General features: G+C 56.0%; 16 protein-coding genes. 11 read left to right on the forward strand and 5 right to left on the reverse strand.

Annotation, left to right across the window (positions count from 1 at the left end; translation table 11 throughout):
* The first annotated feature begins 164 nt into the window (after nt 1-164).
* From LOS79_RS26505 to LOS79_RS26530, 6 genes are all read left to right on the forward strand, one after another.
* Nucleotides 165-1,394: a multidrug effflux MFS transporter gene (locus LOS79_RS26505; protein WP_315413606.1), complete on the forward strand. Its 1,230-nt coding sequence runs from the start codon at nt 165-167 to the stop codon at nt 1,392-1,394.
* Nucleotides 1,391-2,257 (forward strand): DMT family transporter, encoded by an 867-nt coding sequence (locus LOS79_RS26510; protein WP_315413608.1) that lies wholly within the window; start codon nt 1,391-1,393, stop codon nt 2,255-2,257. Before LOS79_RS26505 ends, LOS79_RS26510 begins: the two co-directional genes overlap by 4 nt.
* A gap of 88 nt (nt 2,258-2,345) precedes the next feature.
* Nucleotides 2,346-2,705, forward strand: a complete 360-nt coding sequence (locus tag LOS79_RS26515; protein WP_315413609.1) for a FlxA-like family protein — start codon at nt 2,346-2,348, stop codon at nt 2,703-2,705.
* Between the two features lie 280 nt (nt 2,706-2,985).
* On the forward strand, nt 2,986-3,771 hold the full coding sequence (locus tag LOS79_RS26520) for a nucleotidyltransferase domain-containing protein (RefSeq protein WP_315413611.1): 786 nt from the start codon (nt 2,986-2,988) through the stop codon (nt 3,769-3,771).
* 197 nt (nt 3,772-3,968) lie between these two features.
* A complete protein-coding gene (gene mprF / locus LOS79_RS26525; protein WP_315422464.1) occupies nt 3,969-6,620 on the forward strand; it encodes a bifunctional lysylphosphatidylglycerol flippase/synthetase MprF in 2,652 nt (883 codons plus the stop codon).
* 89 nt (nt 6,621-6,709) lie between these two features.
* Entirely contained in the window at nt 6,710-7,549 is an 840-nt protein-coding gene (locus tag LOS79_RS26530; protein ID WP_315413612.1) for a nitroreductase family protein, read from the forward strand.
* On the opposite strand, the gene LOS79_RS26535 is transcribed toward LOS79_RS26530, so the two are convergent.
* Both LOS79_RS26535 and LOS79_RS26540 read right to left on the reverse strand, forming a co-directional pair.
* Nucleotides 7,542-9,254, reverse strand: coding sequence for an ATP-binding cassette domain-containing protein (locus LOS79_RS26535; RefSeq protein WP_315413614.1), 1,713 nt, complete (start codon nt 9,252-9,254; stop codon nt 7,542-7,544). The genes LOS79_RS26530 and LOS79_RS26535 overlap by 8 nt on opposite strands.
* Nucleotides 9,248-10,066, reverse strand: coding sequence for an ATP-binding cassette domain-containing protein (locus LOS79_RS26540; protein WP_315413616.1), 819 nt, complete (start codon nt 10,064-10,066; stop codon nt 9,248-9,250). The genes LOS79_RS26535 and LOS79_RS26540 overlap by 7 nt, the downstream gene beginning before the upstream one ends.
* Before the next feature lie 119 nt (nt 10,067-10,185).
* On the opposite strand from LOS79_RS26540, the gene LOS79_RS26545 reads away from it, so the two are divergent.
* A complete protein-coding gene (locus LOS79_RS26545) occupies nt 10,186-10,794 on the forward strand; it encodes a biotin transporter BioY (RefSeq protein WP_315413617.1) in 609 nt (202 codons plus the stop codon).
* A 102-nt stretch (nt 10,795-10,896) separates the two neighbouring features.
* Here LOS79_RS26545 and LOS79_RS26550 read toward each other — a convergent pair whose 3' ends face one another.
* From LOS79_RS26550 to LOS79_RS26560, 3 genes are all read right to left on the reverse strand, one after another.
* Complete coding sequence (locus LOS79_RS26550; RefSeq protein WP_315413618.1) at nt 10,897-12,378, reverse strand: alpha-amylase; 1,482 nt, start codon at nt 12,376-12,378, stop codon at nt 10,897-10,899.
* 49 nt (nt 12,379-12,427) lie between these two features.
* On the reverse strand, nt 12,428-13,273 hold the full coding sequence (locus LOS79_RS26555) for a DUF72 domain-containing protein (protein ID WP_315413619.1): 846 nt from the start codon (nt 13,271-13,273) through the stop codon (nt 12,428-12,430).
* A gap of 266 nt (nt 13,274-13,539) precedes the next feature.
* Nucleotides 13,540-15,132, reverse strand: coding sequence for a histidine kinase N-terminal 7TM domain-containing diguanylate cyclase (locus LOS79_RS26560; RefSeq protein WP_315413621.1), 1,593 nt, complete (start codon nt 15,130-15,132; stop codon nt 13,540-13,542).
* Nucleotides 15,133-15,498: 366 nt separating this feature from the next.
* Between LOS79_RS26560 and LOS79_RS26565 the strand changes: the two genes are divergently transcribed.
* The 4 genes from LOS79_RS26565 to LOS79_RS26580 all read left to right on the forward strand — a co-directional run bounded on the left by LOS79_RS26565 (nt 15,499) and on the right by LOS79_RS26580 (nt 19,281).
* The gene (locus LOS79_RS26565) at nt 15,499-16,281 is read left to right on the forward strand and encodes an ABC transporter ATP-binding protein (protein WP_315413623.1); all 783 of its coding nucleotides are present in this window, start codon (nt 15,499-15,501) and stop codon (nt 16,279-16,281) included.
* A 2-nt stretch (nt 16,282-16,283) separates the two neighbouring features.
* Entirely contained in the window at nt 16,284-17,096 is an 813-nt protein-coding gene (locus LOS79_RS26570) for an ABC transporter permease (protein ID WP_315413624.1), read from the forward strand.
* A complete protein-coding gene (locus tag LOS79_RS26575) occupies nt 17,096-18,016 on the forward strand; it encodes an ABC transporter permease (RefSeq protein ID WP_315422466.1) in 921 nt (306 codons plus the stop codon). The genes LOS79_RS26570 and LOS79_RS26575 overlap by 1 nt, the downstream gene beginning before the upstream one ends.
* Before the next feature lie 167 nt (nt 18,017-18,183).
* The gene (locus LOS79_RS26580) at nt 18,184-19,281 is read left to right on the forward strand and encodes an ABC transporter substrate-binding protein (protein WP_315413625.1); all 1,098 of its coding nucleotides are present in this window, start codon (nt 18,184-18,186) and stop codon (nt 19,279-19,281) included.
* Nucleotides 19,282-19,286 lie beyond the last annotated feature (5 nt).

Genomic DNA, 19,286 nt, shown 5'->3' on the forward strand with positions numbered 1-19,286 from the left:
ATAGGAATTGATGTGTTTGCGCATAGAATTGCCCGTATCTATTTCCCGTTAATGCATAAAAGCATTGAACAATCCGGCTGCGATCAGGTAGTATGGGGAAATACAAAAATCGGGCCTGCTTAATAATCAAGGAGGTTGCCAGTGAAAGGTTGCGTCGTTAAATCATGATTAAGCAAAACCATCTTACAAGCCTGGCGGCTGACGGGCCGTCCAAGAAACAGCGGCTGCAGCTTGCAGTCATCCTGGGAGCCATTGCTACAATCGGCCCTCTGTCCATTGATATGTACCTGCCGGCACTGCCCGCGCTGAGCACACATTTCTCGACCAGTGCGGCTATGGTCCAGCTCAGCCTGACCTTCTTCCTGCTGGGGCTGGCCTCGGGCCAGCTGGTGGCAGGACCGCTCAGTGATATGCACGGCCGGCGTCTGCCGCTGTTTATCGGCATGGTTATTTATGCAGCTTCCTCGCTGCTCTGCGCGTTCAGTCCCTCCATCGGTCTGCTGATTCTGCTGCGTTTCATCCAGGGGCTGGCCGGCTCGGTCGGTGTAGTCATCTCCCGGGCTGCTGTCCGTGATATGTACAGCGGTCCGGAGCTGACGAAGTTCTTCTCGCTGCTGATGATTGTCAACGGACTGGGACCGATCTTCGCCCCCGTGATCGGCGGACAGCTCCTGAGAGTGACCACCTGGCAGGGTGTGTTTGTCGTGCTCTTCTTCTGCGGCCTGCTCTTTGCGGCGACTATTCTGCTGCGTCTGCCGGAGACCCTGCCGAAGGAGCGGCGTGTCAAAAGCGGTCTTAAAGGCACCTTGCACACCTTCCTTATTCTGCTCCGTAATATGAAATTTATGGGATATGCCCTCTCCCAGGGATTCGTTACGGCGGCCATGTTCGCTTATATCTCTGGTTCTTCCTTCGTACTGCAGATTATTTACGGGGTGACCCCGCAAATGTACAGCCTGATCTTCGCGGTTAACGGCATCGGCATTATTATTACCGGTCAGATTGCCGGCAGGCTGGCTGGCAGAGTCGGTGAACGGAAGCTGCTGGTCAGCGGCCTTCTGCTCTGTACGCTTGGCGGAGCCGCCCTGCTGGTTACACTGCTTGCCGGCGGAGGCCTGCCGGTGGTTCTGCTCTGCCTGTTCGCTGTTGTCTCCAGTGTAGGACTGGTATCAACCACCAGCTTCTCACTGGCGATGCAGGATCAGGGGGAAACCGCAGGCAGTGCCTCGGCACTCCTCGGGCTGCTTCCGCTGCTTCTGGGGAGCTGCGCCGCGCCGCTGGTCGGACTTGGCGGCAGCGGTTCTGCAGTGCCGATGGCACTGGTTATCGCTTCAGCCGGTGTCCTGTCTATCCTGTCTTATCTGCTGCTCTGCCGCAGGGAGGAGAGATCATGAGCCGCAAGGATTTCGCTACGCTGCTGTTGTTGGCTTTTGCCTGGGGCGCCTCCTTCCTGTTCATGCGCATTGCTTCGCCTGAACTCGGCCCGGTCTTCACAACCGAGCTGCGGGTTACGCTGGCCGCAGTAGCTCTGCTGCTCTATGCGCTGCTGACCCGGCGTAAGCTGGGGATTCTGAGGTACTGGAAGCAGTTCCTTATGCTTGGTGCGGTTAATGCCGCGCTTCCCTTCACCCTGATCTGCATGGCTGAGCTGCATCTGAGTGCTTCGCTGGCGGCAATCCTTAATACTACCACCCCGATGTTTGCGGCATTGGCCGCCTGGGGGACGCGCCAGGAGAAGCCGGGACTGGCCAAGTCAGCCGGGCTAATCATGGGTATGCTGGGCGTGGGCGTTCTGGTCGGCTGGAGTCCTGTACCGTTAACGGGTACCGTCCTCTTGTCCGTAGGCTTCTCGCTTGGTGCCGCCTTATCGTATGCCTTCGGAGGCCTGTATGCTTCACGCGTGGGGAAGGGGCTGACGCCGCTCGCGCTTGCCGCCGGACAACAGCTGGGGGCAAGCGTAGTCCTGCTGCCGCTGGCCGTTATTTTCGCCCCGCAGCATATGCCGTCTGCAGCAGCCGTATACTCCGTACTCGGCTTGTCGCTGATCTGTACATCGGTGGCCTATCTGCTGTATTTCCGCCTGATTGCCAGTGTCGGACCCGTGAAGACCGTCAGCGTAACGTTTCTGGTACCGGTATTCGGACTGCTGTGGGGAGCGCTCTTCCTCCATGAACCGGTCTATGCCAATACCATTGCCGGCTTAATCATCATTCTGCTCAGCCTGACGCTGGTTAACCGGAAGACCCGGAGGCCCTAAGCGGCAGACATTCAGCAAACTTTCAGCGCATTTTAACGTTATCTTTGGCTTAAAGGACTATATTGAAGGAATGAAAGGAGGGACAAGCATGAACATTTCATCTGTATCATCTTCAACTTCGGCTTCGTATACGTCCTCTAGCGCAAGCGACACAGCCGCACTTGAGAAGCAGAAGGCTAAGCTGGAAGCCGATCTGGAGAAGGTGAACTCAAGCAAGGACAACGAGAAGACCAAAGAGACCAAAACCAAGCAAATTGAGCAGCAAATCAAGCAGATCGAAGCGCAGATTGCCCAGAAGTCACAGAGTACAGGCAGTGCTTCTTCCGCGCAGGGTGCTGGTGCACCGCCGGAGAAGCCCGCTGACAGCAATAAGCTCGCAGCCGCATCGGCACAGCAGATTGCAACCGCAACAACGGATAGCGAAGGCAGATTCGATATCCGGGTTTAGTTTCAGACGTTTCAGATGAACAGCATGCTGCAGGACAGCTCCGTTATTGCCGTGGTAGCGGTGCCCGTTTGCAGCCGGCAACCCGTGTACAGCAGGAAGCAGGCTCCCGGACCTTATACCGTCCGGAGGCCTGCTTTTTGCTGTGTAAGGAGCCTTGCTGTACAGCAGACACACAAAATTTGGTATTCGATATACATGCTGTATGCTATGATACTGGGAAGTTAGGTTTGTGATTTTGTTAACTAATTAATAGTATTATAAACTTAAAGGGGGATAACGCTTGTATCAGCATCATCAGAAGGCTATTGAAGCCATAACCGGCAAGTTGCGGGCCAGGGAAGATGTGCTTGGAGTAATTATCGGCGGTTCCATAGCGCACGGGTATGCCAGTGAAACCTCGGATCTTGATTGTATGCTTGTGCTCTCTGAGGAGGATTACCGGAAGGCGCTTCAGACCGGAGACATCGGTTTTTTTGAGACGGAATCCACTCCGTATGAGGGCGGTTATGTGGACGGAAAATGCATAACGCAAGACTATCTCAGAAAGGTGGCGGAGCATGGGACGGAGCCTGCGAGGTATGCATTCAAAGATGCCTTTGTAGCCTATTCCCGGATAGAAGGTCTTGAGGAGCTGGTCCATGCGGCTTCCCGCTATCCGGCGGAGCACAAGGAGGAGAATATTCAGAAATTCTACGCCCAGCTGGAAACGTGGAAATGGTATTTTTACGAAGGGCTTAAACGAAACGACCGGCTGCTGATGGATTATTCCCGCACAAACTATGTTATGTTCGCCGGGAGACTGATCCTGGCCCACAATGAGCGGCTGTTCCCCTCCTATAAATGGCTGCTCAAGGAGCTGGAGAAGGCAGAGGCTAAGCCGGATAACTTCATGCAGCTGATGGACGAGGTGATCAGGCTGCAGACGCCGGAATCCATTGAGTGCCTGTACGGCAGCATCACGCAGTTTCATGACTGGTATACCTCGGCAGAGCACTGGACTGTCAGGTTCATGCTTGACAGCCAGCTGAACTGGCTTGAAGGCATCGTGCCCGTTCTGGACCTATAATGAGCCTGACTTGAAGCCGCCGGATGCCCAGTGTCCAGCGGCTTGTTCTAATCCTTGAAGGCAGTGTTGCCGTTTCTGCTTGGCATTGTGACCATTAAACGGGCCTTCTGCTCCCTGTGTTGCTATAATGGTGCATATGGAGAGTGCTGGATATTCCTGATTCGGGGATAATGACAGCAGTAAGGACAGGTGAAGTCATGCATTCTATGAAAGAAAGACTGGAACGTTTTAAAATTGTGCGGCTGCTTCTGTCGCTCTACCGGATCAAGGCGGTGCGGGCGCTTGTCCCGCTGATGATTATCGGCCTTGTCTACTGGGAAGGGCAGCATGAGCTGAAGCAGATTCATTTAGGACAGATTATTCATGAATTAAAGACGGTTCCCGCACCGGCGATTATGCAGATGCTGGGTATTTCCCTGCTCGCAGTTGCGGTGATGAGCGCTTATGATTACTTGATCCGCAGGCATTTCCGCCTGGAGACCGGACTCCTGGGCACCTTCCGCTATGCCTGGATTGCCAACACCTTTAACAATCTGATCGGGTTTGCCGGGCTGGCCGGAGCTGGCCTGCGGACACTGTTATACAAGAAGAGCGGTGTGCCTTCGGCAGTGCTGGCGTCGGCCATCGTATTCCTGTCGCCGCTTATGATAACGGGGTTATCCCTGTTGTCCTGGGGCAGCATTACCGGCCTTCTTCCGGCTGACGGGCTGCTGCATGAGCATCACTGGCTGGTGTTCGCGGTTTGGGGCATGGGCCTTTATTTGCCGTTTTTTGTGCTGCTTCAACGCTCCTCACTATTCGCCAAGTGGATCAACCGGGGGCAGGGCAGAACCCCCTGGCTTACGGTCGCTGCTTCTGTGGGGGCTTCTTTTATGGAGTGGGCGTTTGCCGGACTGGCCTTCTGGGTCATCGCCGGCCAGCTGCTCGGGGGGATCGGCTTTACTCCGGTATTCAGTATTTTCGTGGTCGCCGCAGTAGCAGGCATACTCAGCATGGCTCCCGGAGGTATCGGTGCCTTCGATCTGATTGCCCTGCTCGGGCTTACCCAGCTCGGGATCAAAAGCGATCAGGCCATGGCGGTGCTCGTCATCTACAGATTATTCTATTATATTGTGCCCTGGCTGATCGGGCTGGCGCTGGCTGCGCTGGAAATCGGCCTGCCGGGCAAGAAGGGAGCCGGACGAAGCGGAGAGAGCATCGAAACTCCGCTTACGGTCTGGCAGAGAATCTGGGGCTGGCCGGGCCAATACACCTTCCTCAGTGATTTGGGCGTATGGGCGCTAGGCAAGCTGGTGCTGGCCAGCGGCCTGATTCTGCTGTTGTCTGCGGCTACACCCGAGCTGCTCTACCGGTTGAAGGTTACGGAGGAGCTGTTGTCATTGCCGGTTATGCGGATATCCCATCATCTGTCCGTGTTAATCGGCTTCATGCTGGTCCTGTTATCACGGGGGATCTCCCTGCGGATCTACAGGGCATATGTCTGGACTAGTCTGCTGCTCTTCGGCGGAGCAGTGTTCGCTTTTACCAAGGGATTGGATTATGAAGAGGCGCTGTTTCTGCTGTTAGTTGCTCTGATTCTCTGGATCTCGCGGACCCGCTTCTACCGGATCAGCGTTCCGGTCAGCACAAGAAGCACTATCTGGTGGCTGATTCTCACCTCGGTTATTGCCTTCAGCTACTATCTGCTGGGCAGCTATTCCCATCATGGCTTCCTGAAGCATCTGCCGGCCGGCATTCAGCCGGAATGGCTGCGCCAGCACAGCAATGTGGCGGTTACGGCTGTTTCCGGACTGATCTTCTCCTGGCTGCTGCTGACGATGTTCATCACCCTCCGGCCGCAGCGGAAGGCGGATCAAATCTTCGCGGATAAGGATATGGCGCGGCTGGAGAAGTTCCTCTCGGAGGAATGGGGAAATGCTTTGAGTCATATGCTGTTTCTGGGTGACAAAAGCTTCTTCTGGGCACAGGAGGGCAAAGTGCTTTTTGCTTTTGCCAGAGTCCGGGACAAGCTTGTGGTGCTGGGCGATCCGCTCGGCCCGCTGAACCGGGTCAATGACGCAATCAGCGAATTCAGGCAGGCTGCTGATTTGTACGGGCTTACGGTAGTCTTCTACCAGGGGACACCGGCCTATCTGCCTGTATATCATGAGCAGGGCTACCGCTTCTTCAAGCTTGGCGAGGAGGCGCTGGTACCGCTGGAGAACTTTAAGCTGAGCGGGGCCAGAAACGGCAGTCTGCGGGGTGTGAAAAGCCGGTTTGAACGCGAGGGCTACCTCTTCGAGATTGCCGAAGCGCCCCATGCTGATGAGCTGCTGCAGGAGCTTCGCTTAATCTCTGAGGAATGGCTGGCCGGACGGCTCGAAAAAGGATATTCGCTCGGCTGGTTCAGCGGGCCTTACCTGCAGCAGGCTCCGCTGGCTGTGCTGCGCTCCGCCTGCGGGGAGGTGCTGGCCTTTGCTTCTATTGCCCCGGGGTATGACGGGCACAGGACGGTTTCGATTGACCTTATGCGCCACCGCAAGGAAACTCCCAACGGGACTATGGATTATCTGTTCCTCTGCCTGCTGGAGTGGGCGAAGTCGCGCGGCTTCCGCAGCTTCAATCTCGGCCATGCCCCGTTGTCTAGTGTCGGCCGAAATTCAGGAGCGCTGCGGGAGGAGAAAATCGCCCGGCTGGTGTTCGAGCGGGGCGGACACTGGTACGGATTCTCCGGTCTCAGACGGTATAAGGATAAATTCGGACCCGAATGGGAGCCAAGGTATCTGGCTTATCCGGCCTCGCTTACCTTGTCTGTCCTGACACTGGATCTGGTAAGGCTGGTCTCCCGTCATCCTGAGGGTAAAGGGTAGCCCGGCAGCGGCTTAAGCGGGCGGAACGGGGGTATGATCCCGAAATTACGAGGAGGCGGACGAAGATGGTGAATGCTGTACTTGAAATTATGGAGAAACGTAAATCGGTACGTACTTATGAGGTTACGCCGATTGCTCCGGCAGCCCATGCCTCAATTATGGAATATCTGGCTGCGGAAGAGAATCTGCGCGGGCCATTTGGCGGAGTCCCGGGCATCGAATGGATCTGGGCCAAGAACGGGGCAGGCGAAGGGAAAGGCATGAAGCTGGGGGCTTACGGAATTATTGTTAATCCGCAGGCATACCTGGTAGGCTCCGTGCGGAATGAGAAGCTGGCGCTGCTGGAGTTCGGTTACACCTTTCAAAAGCTGATTCTGCATGCCACCGGGCTGGGGCTGGGAACCTGCTGGATCGGCGGAACCTTCAACCGCAAGTCCTTTGCCCGTGAGCTTGAGCTTGCCGAAGGGGAAATCATCCCCTGCATTACCCCGCTTGGATATGCGCGGGAGAAGCAGCGGCTGCTCGATACTACGATGCGTTATGTGGTTAAGGCGGACAATAAGAAGCCGTGGAAGGATCTGTTCTGCGACAGCAGGTTCGGCCAGCCGTTAAGTCCTGAAGCGGCAGGAGAGCTGGCCGTTCCCCTGGAGATGGTGCGGATCGGCCCGTCTGCCTCCAACAAGCAGCCATGGAGGCTCGTGATGTCTCCAGACCGCCGGCAGGTGCATTTCTATCTGCTGCATACGCCTAATTACAGCGGCAACAAGCTGGGATTCCAGATGCAGCGGATTGATATCGGCATTGCCGCCTGCAATTTCGAGCTGGCCTGCCGGGAGCTGGGGATTGCCGGCGCCTGGACCATGAATGATCCGGGCATCGAGGCAGACAGCCCGCATCTGGAATATATGCTCAGCTACACGCTCAGCTAAGCTGCGCTATCCACCACAGCAGTGCCGCTGTGCCAAGAATGATCAGGGCAGCCAGTGTATCCCGTCTGCTCCATGACAGCTGGTAGGCTGGTGTACGCTGCCTGGCTGGATCATATCCCCGTGATTCAATAGCTGTAGCCAGCTCATCCCCCATACCCAGGACAAGAATCAGCAGCGGCACAATAAGCAGGGCGATCTGCCGCGGAGACCAGCGCCTTAAGCCGTGTGCAGGCCTTCCGCGTGAGCTCAGCGCAAGCTGCAGCTGGGCCAGCTTGCCGATAATCCAGGGGATAAACTGGAGTGTCACGGAAACGACCAGCGACCAGTTGCGCGTCTTTATTCCAAGCGCCTTCAGCGGAGCAATGCCCCATTCCAGCCCTTCGCGCAAGGGCATGCCGGTTGTGGTCTCGGTGAACAGGAAGCCGAGCGCGATAAGCAGCAGAAACCGCAGTACGCTGATTCCGCCGCTCAGCATTCCAGCTGTGCTGAAGCCGAGCGGCCCGACCGTGAAATCGGGCGCGCTCCAGCTGAGTGCGGACATCAGCCAGAGAAACAGAAACATGAGCAGGAACGGACGGAAGAAGCGCAGCGCCCTCCGCCGGGATATTCCTGCTGCACCGCCAAGCCCGGCCAACAGGCCTCCTGCCAGCAGCAGCGGCAGGAGGGTATCCATCCCGAGCACGGTCATTGAACCTGCCAGCATCCCCAGCCATTTGACGCGGGGGTCCAGCCCCTGCCAGCTCCACCAGCGAGGGGCTGTTTGCCGTGCTGATGCCCCGGCTCCCGGGGAGGGCAGGTCCGCTCCGGCGGATTCCTGCCGGTCCGGGTGATCCGCGCTGGCCGGCTCCGCCTGCACCTGTACTTGAACCCGGCCGTTGACCGGGAGGGGCAGGGGGTGCTTATCCAGACTATCAAGCAGCATCTCCAGACTGTCCGGCATGGTATGAAGATAACCGCGCTGCAGCAGGCTGCTTCCCAGCGAGGCGTAGGCCGGCGGCGTAAGACCGGCATCCGGGAGCAGCTGCGGATCGGCAGTCAGCGCTGGTGCGGGGCCGTCATAATGGACGGCTCCCTGCTTCATAACAATTACCCTGTCCGCAACCGGCAGGAAGCTGTCCAGATCATGCGTGCCGATGATCAGTGTCAGGCCGCTTCCCCGCAGTTCCTGCACCAGCGCAAGCAATGATTGGGCAGCCTGGGGGTCCAGTCCCGCGGTCGGCTCATCGAGAATCAGCAGCCCGGGCTGCAGGGCGAGAGCGCCGGCTATGCAGACCCGGCGCTTCTCCCCGCCGCTGAGCAGGAAAGGCGAGCGCCCGGCGTATTCCTCATACGGCAGCCCGGTTCCGGCCAGCGCCGAGCGGATCATATCACTGCGCTGTGCCTTGGGCACGCCATGCTCCGCCAGGCCGTATTCGACATCTTTATGTACACTGCCTGCGAACAGCTGGGTCTCCGGCTGCTGGAACACCATGGATACGGCAGCTCCGGTCCGTTTGTCTGTACCTTCCACCTCCGTGAAGGTGATTGTGCCGGAGGCCGGCCGTTCCAGCCCGGCGAGCAGGCGCAGCAGTGTAGATTTGCCGCTGCCGTTAACGCCGCAGAGAACGTTCAGCGTCCCTTCACGGATATTCAGGGAGATATCCTGCAGAACCTGCTTGCCGCCATCGTACTGGAAGAAGAGATGCTCCGCCTGGATTCTCACCATAGCCCCTCCAGCTCAGGCCCGGTAAGCGGCAGCTGCCGGAGCGGCCAGCCCTGTCCCTGCAGCAGCTTCCCGATCCGGACTGCCGGGGGCGGAGTCCAGCCTAGCTGCTCCGGCAGCTCCGAGGTGTAGAACAGATTGCGCGGGCTGCCGTCATAGAGCAGCTGTCCGCCGCCCAGAACCATGATCCGCGGGCTCTCTGCCAGCTCCTCCATCCGCTGGGTTACCCAGAGCACAGCGGTGCCCCTGCGCCATAATTCCCGGGCCAGCTCCAGAATATCCTGCCTTCCGGCAGGGTCCAGCATGGAGGTCGCTTCATCGAAGATAATCAGCTCAGCCTCCAGGGCCAGGCAGCTGCCTACAGCCAGGCGCTGGCGTTCCCCGCCGGACAGCGTGGCGACATCTGCCTCTGCTTTGTGGGCCAGCCCGATCTGCTGCAGAACCTCATTAATCCGCGTAATCATCACACTCCGCTCCAGTCCCCGGTTTTCCAGCCCGAAGGCGATATCCTCCCAGGGGGTAGTGCCTACCGTCTGCGACTCAGGATTCTGAAATACCAGCTGGACATACTGCTTGACCGCAGCGCGGTTCGCCGGGACACGCAGATCAAGCCCGGCTACAGACAGACTGCCCCCTGACGGCGTATTCAGGCCGTTGAAGGTACGGATTAACGAGGTTTTGCCGCAGCCGTTGGCGCCGGTGAGCGCAACCCATTCGCCCCGTCCGATATGTAAGCTAATCCCTTGCAGGACCGGCAGCCTGCGCTGTCCATCCCGCATAGACAAGGTTAAATTATCCGCCCTGATCATCATCATGCCTGCTTTCCTTAGAGCTCTAGTCAACAATCGCTACCCATTATAGCAAAGAATTAAGGATTGATGTATCCGCAGGGATGATGTTATAGTGATCCTAAAAAACGGGGGTAATCCTGCCAATGAAGAAATGGACGACTCGCGGCCTGATATTCAGCGCCTTATTCGCCGCAGTTATGATAGCCCTGAGCTATTTGAAGATCTCACTGCCCTTCTCCACTGTGCCTATTACGATGCAGACGCTGGCAGTCATGCTGGCCGGCTCTATCCTGGGTGCCCGCTACGGATCACTCTCGGTACTGATCGTAATTGGACTTACAGCAGCAGGCTTCCGGGCGATGGGCGGAAGCGGCGGGCTTTCCGTGCTGACCGGCCCGACGGCAGGTTATATTTTCTCCTGGCCGTTCGTGGCTTATCTGATCGGCTTCTTCGCCCAGCGCTTCAAGCATAATAAATATACCTTCGCTAAGCTGCTGATGGTCAATATCCTCTTCGGTGTATTGCTTGTTTACCCTGGAGGTGTATGGTGGCTGGCTCATTCTTTGGATATGAACTCGCTGGCAAAGGCGCTGACTGCAGGCATGTGGCCGTTCATTCCCGGAGATCTGCTTAAGGCGGTCTTATGCTCGGCGGTAGTAACCGCGGTCTGGAAGGTCTATCCGATCGAACGTATTCTGAACAGTGATGCCGGGGGCTGGGCCGAAGGGGACAAATCCACGGTCAGCCGGTAACTGCAATATACAGCACAACAAGGCGATTCCCCGGCCGTGAGGCCTGCGGGAATCGCCTTGTTTGAAATATAAGACTCTCCATAAATCAGCTCTGTGTCTGCCTCAATCCGCGTCATCCGCTCCGGTCTCCGGGTCAGGCAAAGCCCAGACTGAGACGCTTCCGCCATTCGCCGGGAATACCGCCCAGCCGTCTTCCCCTATCGTGACCGACTCTCCGCGGTTACGGGTGAGATCAGTCCAGTTTTCGCCGCCCCGCTGCTCACCGACGAACATCCGCTTCTCTCCGTTGTCTCCGTTCGAGATTACTACAGCGCAGCCAGAACCTTCAATCTCCGTGACGCCGCGCCGCACCCACCCGATGGTGTTTGGATGATCGAAGTAGTCATCCTGATCACCGTAGGCTTTGCTGTGGCGTGCACAGAGCAGCGGATCGATAGCCTCCTTCTTGCCGTCTACCGGAGCAGGCCCGCCAATACCGTAATAATCCCCGTAGAAGACGACCGGATAGCCGTCCCGACGCAGCAGGATCAGCGCATAGGCACTTTGCTTGAACCAGTCGCCGACCCATGACTCCAGCGCTTCATGCGGCTGGGAATCATGGTTGTCTACGAAGGTCACGGCATTCAGGGGATGCGTCTGCACCAGCGTATCCTCAAAAATATGCCGCAAATCAAAGTCCCTGCCCCCGAGGGCAGCGGAATACAGCTTGTAATGCAGCGATACATCGAACAGGTCGATCTGGTAATCAACAGTGTTCAGAAACTCACGGCAGGCCTCCAGATTGGAATTCCAGAATTCACCGACGATGTAAAAGTCCTCGCCGCGCTTTTTCTTCATTTCCGCCGCGAATTCCTTGATGAACTCATGGTTGATGTGTTTGATCGCATCCAGGCGGTAGCCGCTGCACTGCAGCGTATCAACCAGCCATTTGCCCCACGCCAGCATCTCATTCTTGACTTCCTCATTGCTGTAGTCAATATTGGCGAACATCAGATAGTCGTAGTTGCCGAATTCATCATCGACATTCTGATTCCAGCCTTTATGGGTGCCGTCAATCCGGAATACGCCGGTACGGCTGCCTTTGGCATCGAAATCAGTGCCATTGAAGTGGGTGTGATTCCATTTGAAGGCGGAATGCTCATCGCCGCGTCCCGGGAAGTTAAATTTGGTCCAGCCTTCAATCTCGAACGGCTGGGAAATATCCTTATTGCGGTCATTCGGATCAACCTCAATGACCTCGAAGACCTCTGTCTCATCAGCCCCGGCCTTGTGATTCATGACCAGATCGACGTAGACGGCGATGCCGTTCTTCAGGCACTCGGCAATGGCGTCGACCAGTTCCTGCTTCGTTCCGTATTTCGTGCGTACAGTTCCTTTTTGATCGAATTCACCCAAGTCATACAGATCGTAGACACCATAGCCGGTATCCTCGGCAGAGACTGCCTTCGTCACCGGAGGGACCCATACAGAATCAATTCCCGCCGCCTTCAGCTCCGGGGCCATTTGGGCCAGCCGTTTCCAGTGCTCTCCGTCAGCCGCAACATGCCATTCAAAAAACTGCATCATCGTATGGTTTCTCTTCATCCGGTATGGCCTCCTTTATAGTTATAGCGCTTATGTAGATCTATGGAATTCATGAGAACAAATCGAGCTGGCGCGGGGCGAGTCCGCCGTCAATGCCAAGCAGTGATTGCAGCTCCTTGGCGTTGGGGGTGGCATCCCCGGCAGAATTATTATTAAAAACGACGTAGATTTCCTTACAGCTCTGTTCCAGCGCAAGCAGCCGGGTACGCCATTCAGTCAGCTCTTCCGTGCTGTAGCGGTACAGATAGCGCAGTGCGCGCCAGTCGGGATGGCTGCTCTGGCTCCATCCGGCAACATTGCGGCCGTGCAGCCGGACATAGGTGATATCGGGCCGGGTAGCAACCGGAACAATTGGAATGGAGCCTGAACCGGCCTGTGGTTCATCGGCTACCGTATGAATCCAGCCCTCGTGTTCAAGAAACTGCAGGGTTCTGCTGCGCAGCTCCGGACTGTACCAGGAATCGTTGCGGAATTCAACCGCTGCAGGCACATCCCGCATCCGCTGCTTGGCCTCGCGCAGGAACGCGACATTGTCCTTGGTGCAGTCGAACCAGGGCGGGAATTGGAACAGCGTCATCGCCAGCTTGCCGGCATCGCGCACGGGGGCAATGGAGGTATGGAAGGCGCGGTACATTTCCTCCGTGGTATCGTAATAATTTTTGTTGCTGCGCAGGTGTCCGGTCATTCCCTGATAGGCCTTCACTATGAACCGGAACTGCGCGGGTGTCTGGTCTACCCATTTGATGTAATTCCTGACCGGCTGAACTGCATAGAAGGAGCTGTCGATTTCAACGATGGAAAAATGTGCACTATATGCAGAGAGCCGGTCGGCCGGTTTGAGTTTGCCGTACAGCTCCTCATGATCGCCAAAGCCGGTCAGCCCGATCTTAATCATTGTAAGCCCTCCTTGTCTGCACAGGTTGTTCGGAAGATGTATAGCGGCTAACTCTTATTAAACTGAAAACATATCAGGACAAACAAGGGCGGTTAATGAATGCCGCAAATTCAGGGAGCTATGGGTGCTGTTATCACCAAAAGTGGAAAAGGATATACTTCGGCGGAATCATTTAAAAAAAGAACAGCCCGCCTCTGCCGGCCTGAAGCCGGCTATGAGGGGGCTGTTTGTGTGCGTCCTGCAAAAATCAGCCGGCAGGCAGCTCTTTACACTGACGTGAAGTGGACAATAGAGGAGCCGCTGGATAAATGCACGGCATTGCGTCCGCCCCGCTTGGAAGCGTACAGGGCATGGTCGGCCTCAGAGAGCAATTCCTCCAGTGAACCATTGCTGGGGCCGGCCTCGGTTACACCGAAGCTTGCCGTGATATTGACCGGTCCGGACAATGTGTAGAATACACTCCGCTCAAGGTCACTGCGGATAAGATCGGATATGCCGGCCGCCTGCTTCAGGCTGGTGCCGGGCAGGCTTAAGACGAACTCCTCACCTCCGTAACGCCCGAACACATCACCTTCACGCAAATGCCGGCTGCATACATCCACCACATGCTGCAGAGCCATATCCCCGTATTGATGCCCGTACCGGTCATTAATACTCTTGAAGAAATCGATATCGAGCAGAATGATGGAGAAAGGTGAAGCCTCTTCCGCTGCTTCCCGCAGTAACTGCCGGCTCAGCGCCATGAAATGTGTCCGGTTATAGATGCCGGTAAGACTATCGATGGTGGCAAGCTGCAGCAGCTTCTCCTGAAGCAGAGTCCGTTCTGTGACATCAATCAGCATAATCATCCGTCCCGCCAGGTGATCATCTTGCTTCTGGACCGGGGAGGAGCGGATCTGGTAATAACGGATCTCGCCGCCTGTATTCCAGGCCAGCTCCTGCTCCTCGGTGTCGTGCGGGCTGGAATTCATGACATAATCAACAGCCTCCTGGCCGGCGGACAGAAACAGCTGGGCCAGCGGCCGGCCGATCGCAGCAGCACTGAGGTCCGGCAGCATCTCAGCCGCAGCCCGGTTATAGTCCACCAGCTTGTCCGCCAGGTCCATAACCAGCACACCGTCACGCATGCTCTCGAACAGATTCTCCCGGGCAATCGGGGCTGCGGTAAGCATGCCGCGCGAGAGAATAGCCCAGATATACAGAGTCGAGGTGATGCTCATAATGACGGGCACGGGATCTATTCCGTAAGGAGTCAGGTCAACCAGATAGAGAAATGCGCCTAATGCGGGCAGGAACTGTCCAATGAAGATAATCAGCATCTGCCGGAAGTATACCCGGCGCATCCGGCTCCACCGCCATACAATCAGGCACATACCGGTCAGCATACAGCCGAAGGTCAGGCTGCCCTGGACGATATACCAGGGGCCCATAACGACATCCACGAGAGGGGTAGGAGCACCTTCGCGGAAGTAAATCGACTGATAGAACAGATGATGATATTCGTTAGTCCATACAAGCAGGGTGGAGATTACGGGTACTGAATACAGAATGGTCAGCATTTTTTTGGAGATCAGCCGCTCCAGACCTACGAAATGCATAATCATAAGCAGACTTGAGGGAGCTATATAGGGCATTCCAAGGTACTCCAGTTTGATCCACAGCCCGATTTCCCGCATGTTGCTTCCGGACAGCTCCAGGGCGAAGCCGAATGTATATATGGCGGAAGCGGCTGAGCTTACGATGAAGGCATTGAGGCCGGAAAATTCAGTCTTCCTGTAGTAGGCGAACAGCGCGAGTAATGTGCTCAGCACACCTGAAATAGAGACGATAATTATATAATTTGAAATCATGGATTGCATAGATGGCGCCTCCATGTATTGAGATGGGCTATGAACATTGGTAACAGGTCTCCCGGGTAAGAATGGATACATTCAAATGATATCATATCAGCCGTACAGATGCAGATACCGCCCTGCAAGGAGCGATATAAGATAGATACTATCTTTATCGGCACAAAGTTCAATTATTAACAATGCAAAGGGCCCCCTAGACAAAGTGACGGAATTTCACGGAGTCAATTTTACGAATTGTCTAATGTAGCTCTGAAGAGCAAAGTGTACCATGTTAATAAATCATACATGAAGTAATTAAGTAGACGTTTTTTAGGTATTTTGTGTTATGTTAATTAACATTAAATGCATTCAGGGATGAAGGGGGAACCGGGAATGTCATTAGTTGCGACGAAGATTCCTGAAATACAGCTGGAAAACGTTGAAATGCGTTACAGGGCCGAAACGGCCGATGTGCTTGCACTGCATCAGGTAAGCCTTAATATTGCCAAAGGGGAGTTTGTTTCTTTGCTGGGGCCTTCCGGATGCGGAAAAACTACACTGCTGAGATTGATGGCAGATCTTATAACACCAACCGCCGGGAATATTATGGTAGCAGGCAAAAGTGCAAAAGAGGCCCGGCTGGCCCGGAAGTACGGAATAGTATTCCAGAGTCCGGTGCTCTATGACTGGCGGAAGGTCAAACATAATATTATGCTGCCGCTTGAACTGATGGGCGTGAAGAAGTCCGAGCGTGAAGATAAGGCGCTGGAGCTGCTGGATCTTGTCGGTCTTCAGGGCTTCGCAGATAAATATCCCTGGCAGCTCAGCGGAGGGATGCAGCAGCGTGTAGCCATTGCCCGGGCGCTGTCGATGGAGCCGGAGATTCTGCTCATGGATGAACCGTTCTCTGCGCTGGATGAGTTTACCCGTGAGCGATTAAATGAAGAGCTTCTCTCTGTCTGGAGTAAAGTCCGGAGCACCGTTGTCTTCGTTACGCACAGCATCCCGGAATCGATCTTCCTGTCGGACAGGGTGTTTGTCCTGTCTCCGCATCCCGGGAGGCTGTCGGCGGTTGTTGATATTCCGCTGCCGCGTCCGCGTACAGCAGAGATGAGGAACAGCCCGCAGTTTTTTGAACTGATCGCCCGCATCCGCGACAGCTTCGAAGGGGTGTAGCCATGAAGCAGAACAATGCCTTTATGCGGGGACGTCTGCTGCCGCTCCTCGTCTGGATCTTCGGCCTGCTGGTAATCTGGGAGACTGTCTCCTGGTGGCTGCTTAACGTGGCCAGGACACCGCTGGCCCAGTCCAAGCTGCCGTATGTGCATGAAGTGGCTTCTACCCTGTGGAAGTACAGCGGTACTTTATTGAAGGAAGGGGGAGCGACCTTTGGCAATGCAGGTGTCGGGTTTCTGATTGGAGCGCTGGCAGGTGTACTGCTAGCTGTTCTGATGAGCCTGTCCCGGACCATTGAACAGCTAGCGTTCCCGTATGCCATTGCTTCGCAGATGATACCGGTCCTGGGGCTTGCGCCGATTATCTACGGCATAGTACGCGATGAGCAGGTGTCGCGGATTATTATCTCCGGCTACATTACCTTCTTTCCGGTTGCGCTTAATATGCTGCGCGGTCTGCGGAGTGTTGATCCTTCGGCGCTGGAGCTGATGCACTCGTATGCTGCGAAGCCCTGGGCTGTATACTGGAAGCTGCGTTTCCCGGCGGCACTGCCGGGACTGTTCAGCGGGCTGAAGATTGCGGCCCCGCTGGCCGTAACGGGGGCTATCCTTGTTGAGCTGATGGGTGCGCAGCACGGCATCGGTGTCATCATGCTCCGTAACCTTTATTACGGCCCGTCGCATACGTATATGTTCTGGTCCACTGTACTGGTCGGTGCGCTGCTCGGTATGGCCAGCTACTGGCTGATGAGTCTGGCAGAACGTCTGGCGGCTCCCTGGCAGCCGGAATTCCGTCCGAAGGGAGGCGGCCAGTGATGAAGAGCAGTCCTGTGCTGGATGCCGGACCCGCCGCTTCTGCCGGTAAAGGGGCTGATTCTATTCAGTTTTCTTCAGCCGAGCATCCTCAACATTCTCCTAACAACGTTAATCTGACAGAACCTCTACAGCAGAACAATCCACGAAGGTCTATGAAATTGCTGAACCGCGGTGTGTTTCTGCCTTTGCTGGCCGGAGTTGCATTCCTGCTCCTCTGGGAGTACCAGGTGTTCCATAAGATCTTTGATTTGAAAAAGTATCAGCTGCCGCTGCCCTCAGCCATTGCGGAGGCGATGCGGGATAACTTCAGCCTGCTGATCTCCTACACCGGCTATACCCTTGCGGAGGCGGTTCTCGGCATGCTGATCGGTTCGGCCTGCGGCTTCCTGATTGCCCTGGCCGCAACCGCCTGGCCCCGCTGGGGCGGAGGCAGCCTGACGATGGTGGCCGCGCTGAATGCTGTGCCGATCGTGGCGCTTGCTCCGATCATGAATCTCTGGTTCGGCGACGGCATCGGCTCGCGGGCCGCTATTGTTACAGCGACCACCATGGCGGCGATGGCGATCAACGCCTATAAGGGCATGGCGGCTGTAGATCCGCTGGCGCTCGATCTGATGCATTCCTATGCAGCAGGCAAGCCGGCGGTATTCCGCTACCTGCGGATTCGCAGCAGCCTGCCTTATGTATTCACTGCCCTGAAGATCAATGCCACGGCAAGTATGATCGGAGCGATAGTCGGGGAGTTCTTCTTCTCCTCGCGGGGGCTTGGGTATCTGCTCTCCAACTCTATCAAGGTGGCGAAAATGCCGCTCGGCTGGTCCTGTATCGTGCTGGCAGCCATCGCCGGAGTTGTCTTTTATCTGGTTGTGGAGCGCCTGGAAAAGGTGTTCATCAGGTGGCATCCCTCCCGGCGGTCGTAGCGGCAGTGCAAGTGATGAAGAACTCCCTGAATCTGTTACATCCGGCTGTGTGCTGACGGGATATAGAGAAGCTGTCAGCGCATGACCGTATGCATAGAGCAACAAGACGGCAGCCATGCTGTGTTTGGCCGGATTACTAATCTCAAACGGGTAGGGGGAGTTGCTGGATGAAGGGTAAGAAGAGCAAATTTCACGGCGGGTTAATGGTGGCGGCGGTGATTACGATGGTTTCATTGCTGGCAGGCTGCGGAGGGAATAACAATGCTCCGGCAGCCGGGAGTGGCAGTGCGGCAGCCACAGCTTCGCCGGAAGCGGCGGCAACTGCTGCACCGGCGGCCGATCCGGTCACGGTGAAGCTGCAGCTCAAATGGGTGCCGCAGGCACAGTTTGCCGGGTACTTCCTGGCCCAGGACAAAGGCTATTATGCCGAAGAAGGGCTTAATGTGGAGATTCTGCCCGGCGGCCCGGATATCGTGCCTGAGCAGCAGGTTGCCGGCGGTTCGGCTGATATCGGCGTGGACTGGGTAGCGAGTCTGCTGACCAGCCAGGAGCAGGAAATGCCGCTGGTGCAGATCGCCCAGATCTTCCAGAAGAGCGGGCTGGTGCTGGTCTCGAAGAAGGATGCTGGGATCAGCACACCGGCAGATCTGAAGGGCAAGAAGGTCGGCAACTGGATGGGCGGCAATGAGTTTGAGATTCTGGCTCTCTTTGATAAGTACAAACTGGATTCTAATAAGGATCTGAACTTCACCAAGCAAGGCTTCACGATGGACCAGTTCCTCGGTGGCGAAATTGATGCGGCATCAGCCATGACCTACAACGAATATCAGGTTGTGCTGGAATCGGGCGTCAAAGCAGAGGAGCTGAATGTAATTGACATGAATGATGAAGGCGTGGCGATGCTTGAGGATAACCTGTTCGCCAACAAGGAATGGCTGGAGGCAAATAGGGAGACAGCAGCCAAATTCGTGCGGGCTTCCCTGAAGGGCTGGGCGGATGCTATTGCAGATCCGGAAGCGGCAGTCGACAGTGTGATGAAGCTGGCGGAAGAAGGCAGTACGACCCGTGAGCACCAGCTGACCATGATGACCGAAGTGGCTAAGCTGATTCAGCCGGAGGGCTTTGATGCTTCCAAAATGGGATATACAGATGCTGCCGCATTCCAGCAGACTGCTGATATCGCCCTCAAATTCGGGGTGATCAAAGCAGCAGCTGATGTGAATGCAGCGTACACGAATGAAATCGTAGAAATGGCAGCGCAATAGAGTAC

It is taken from the genome of Paenibacillus sp. MMS20-IR301 (assembly GCF_032302195.1).
Lineage (GTDB): Bacteria > Bacillota > Bacilli > Paenibacillales > Paenibacillaceae > Paenibacillus_AQ.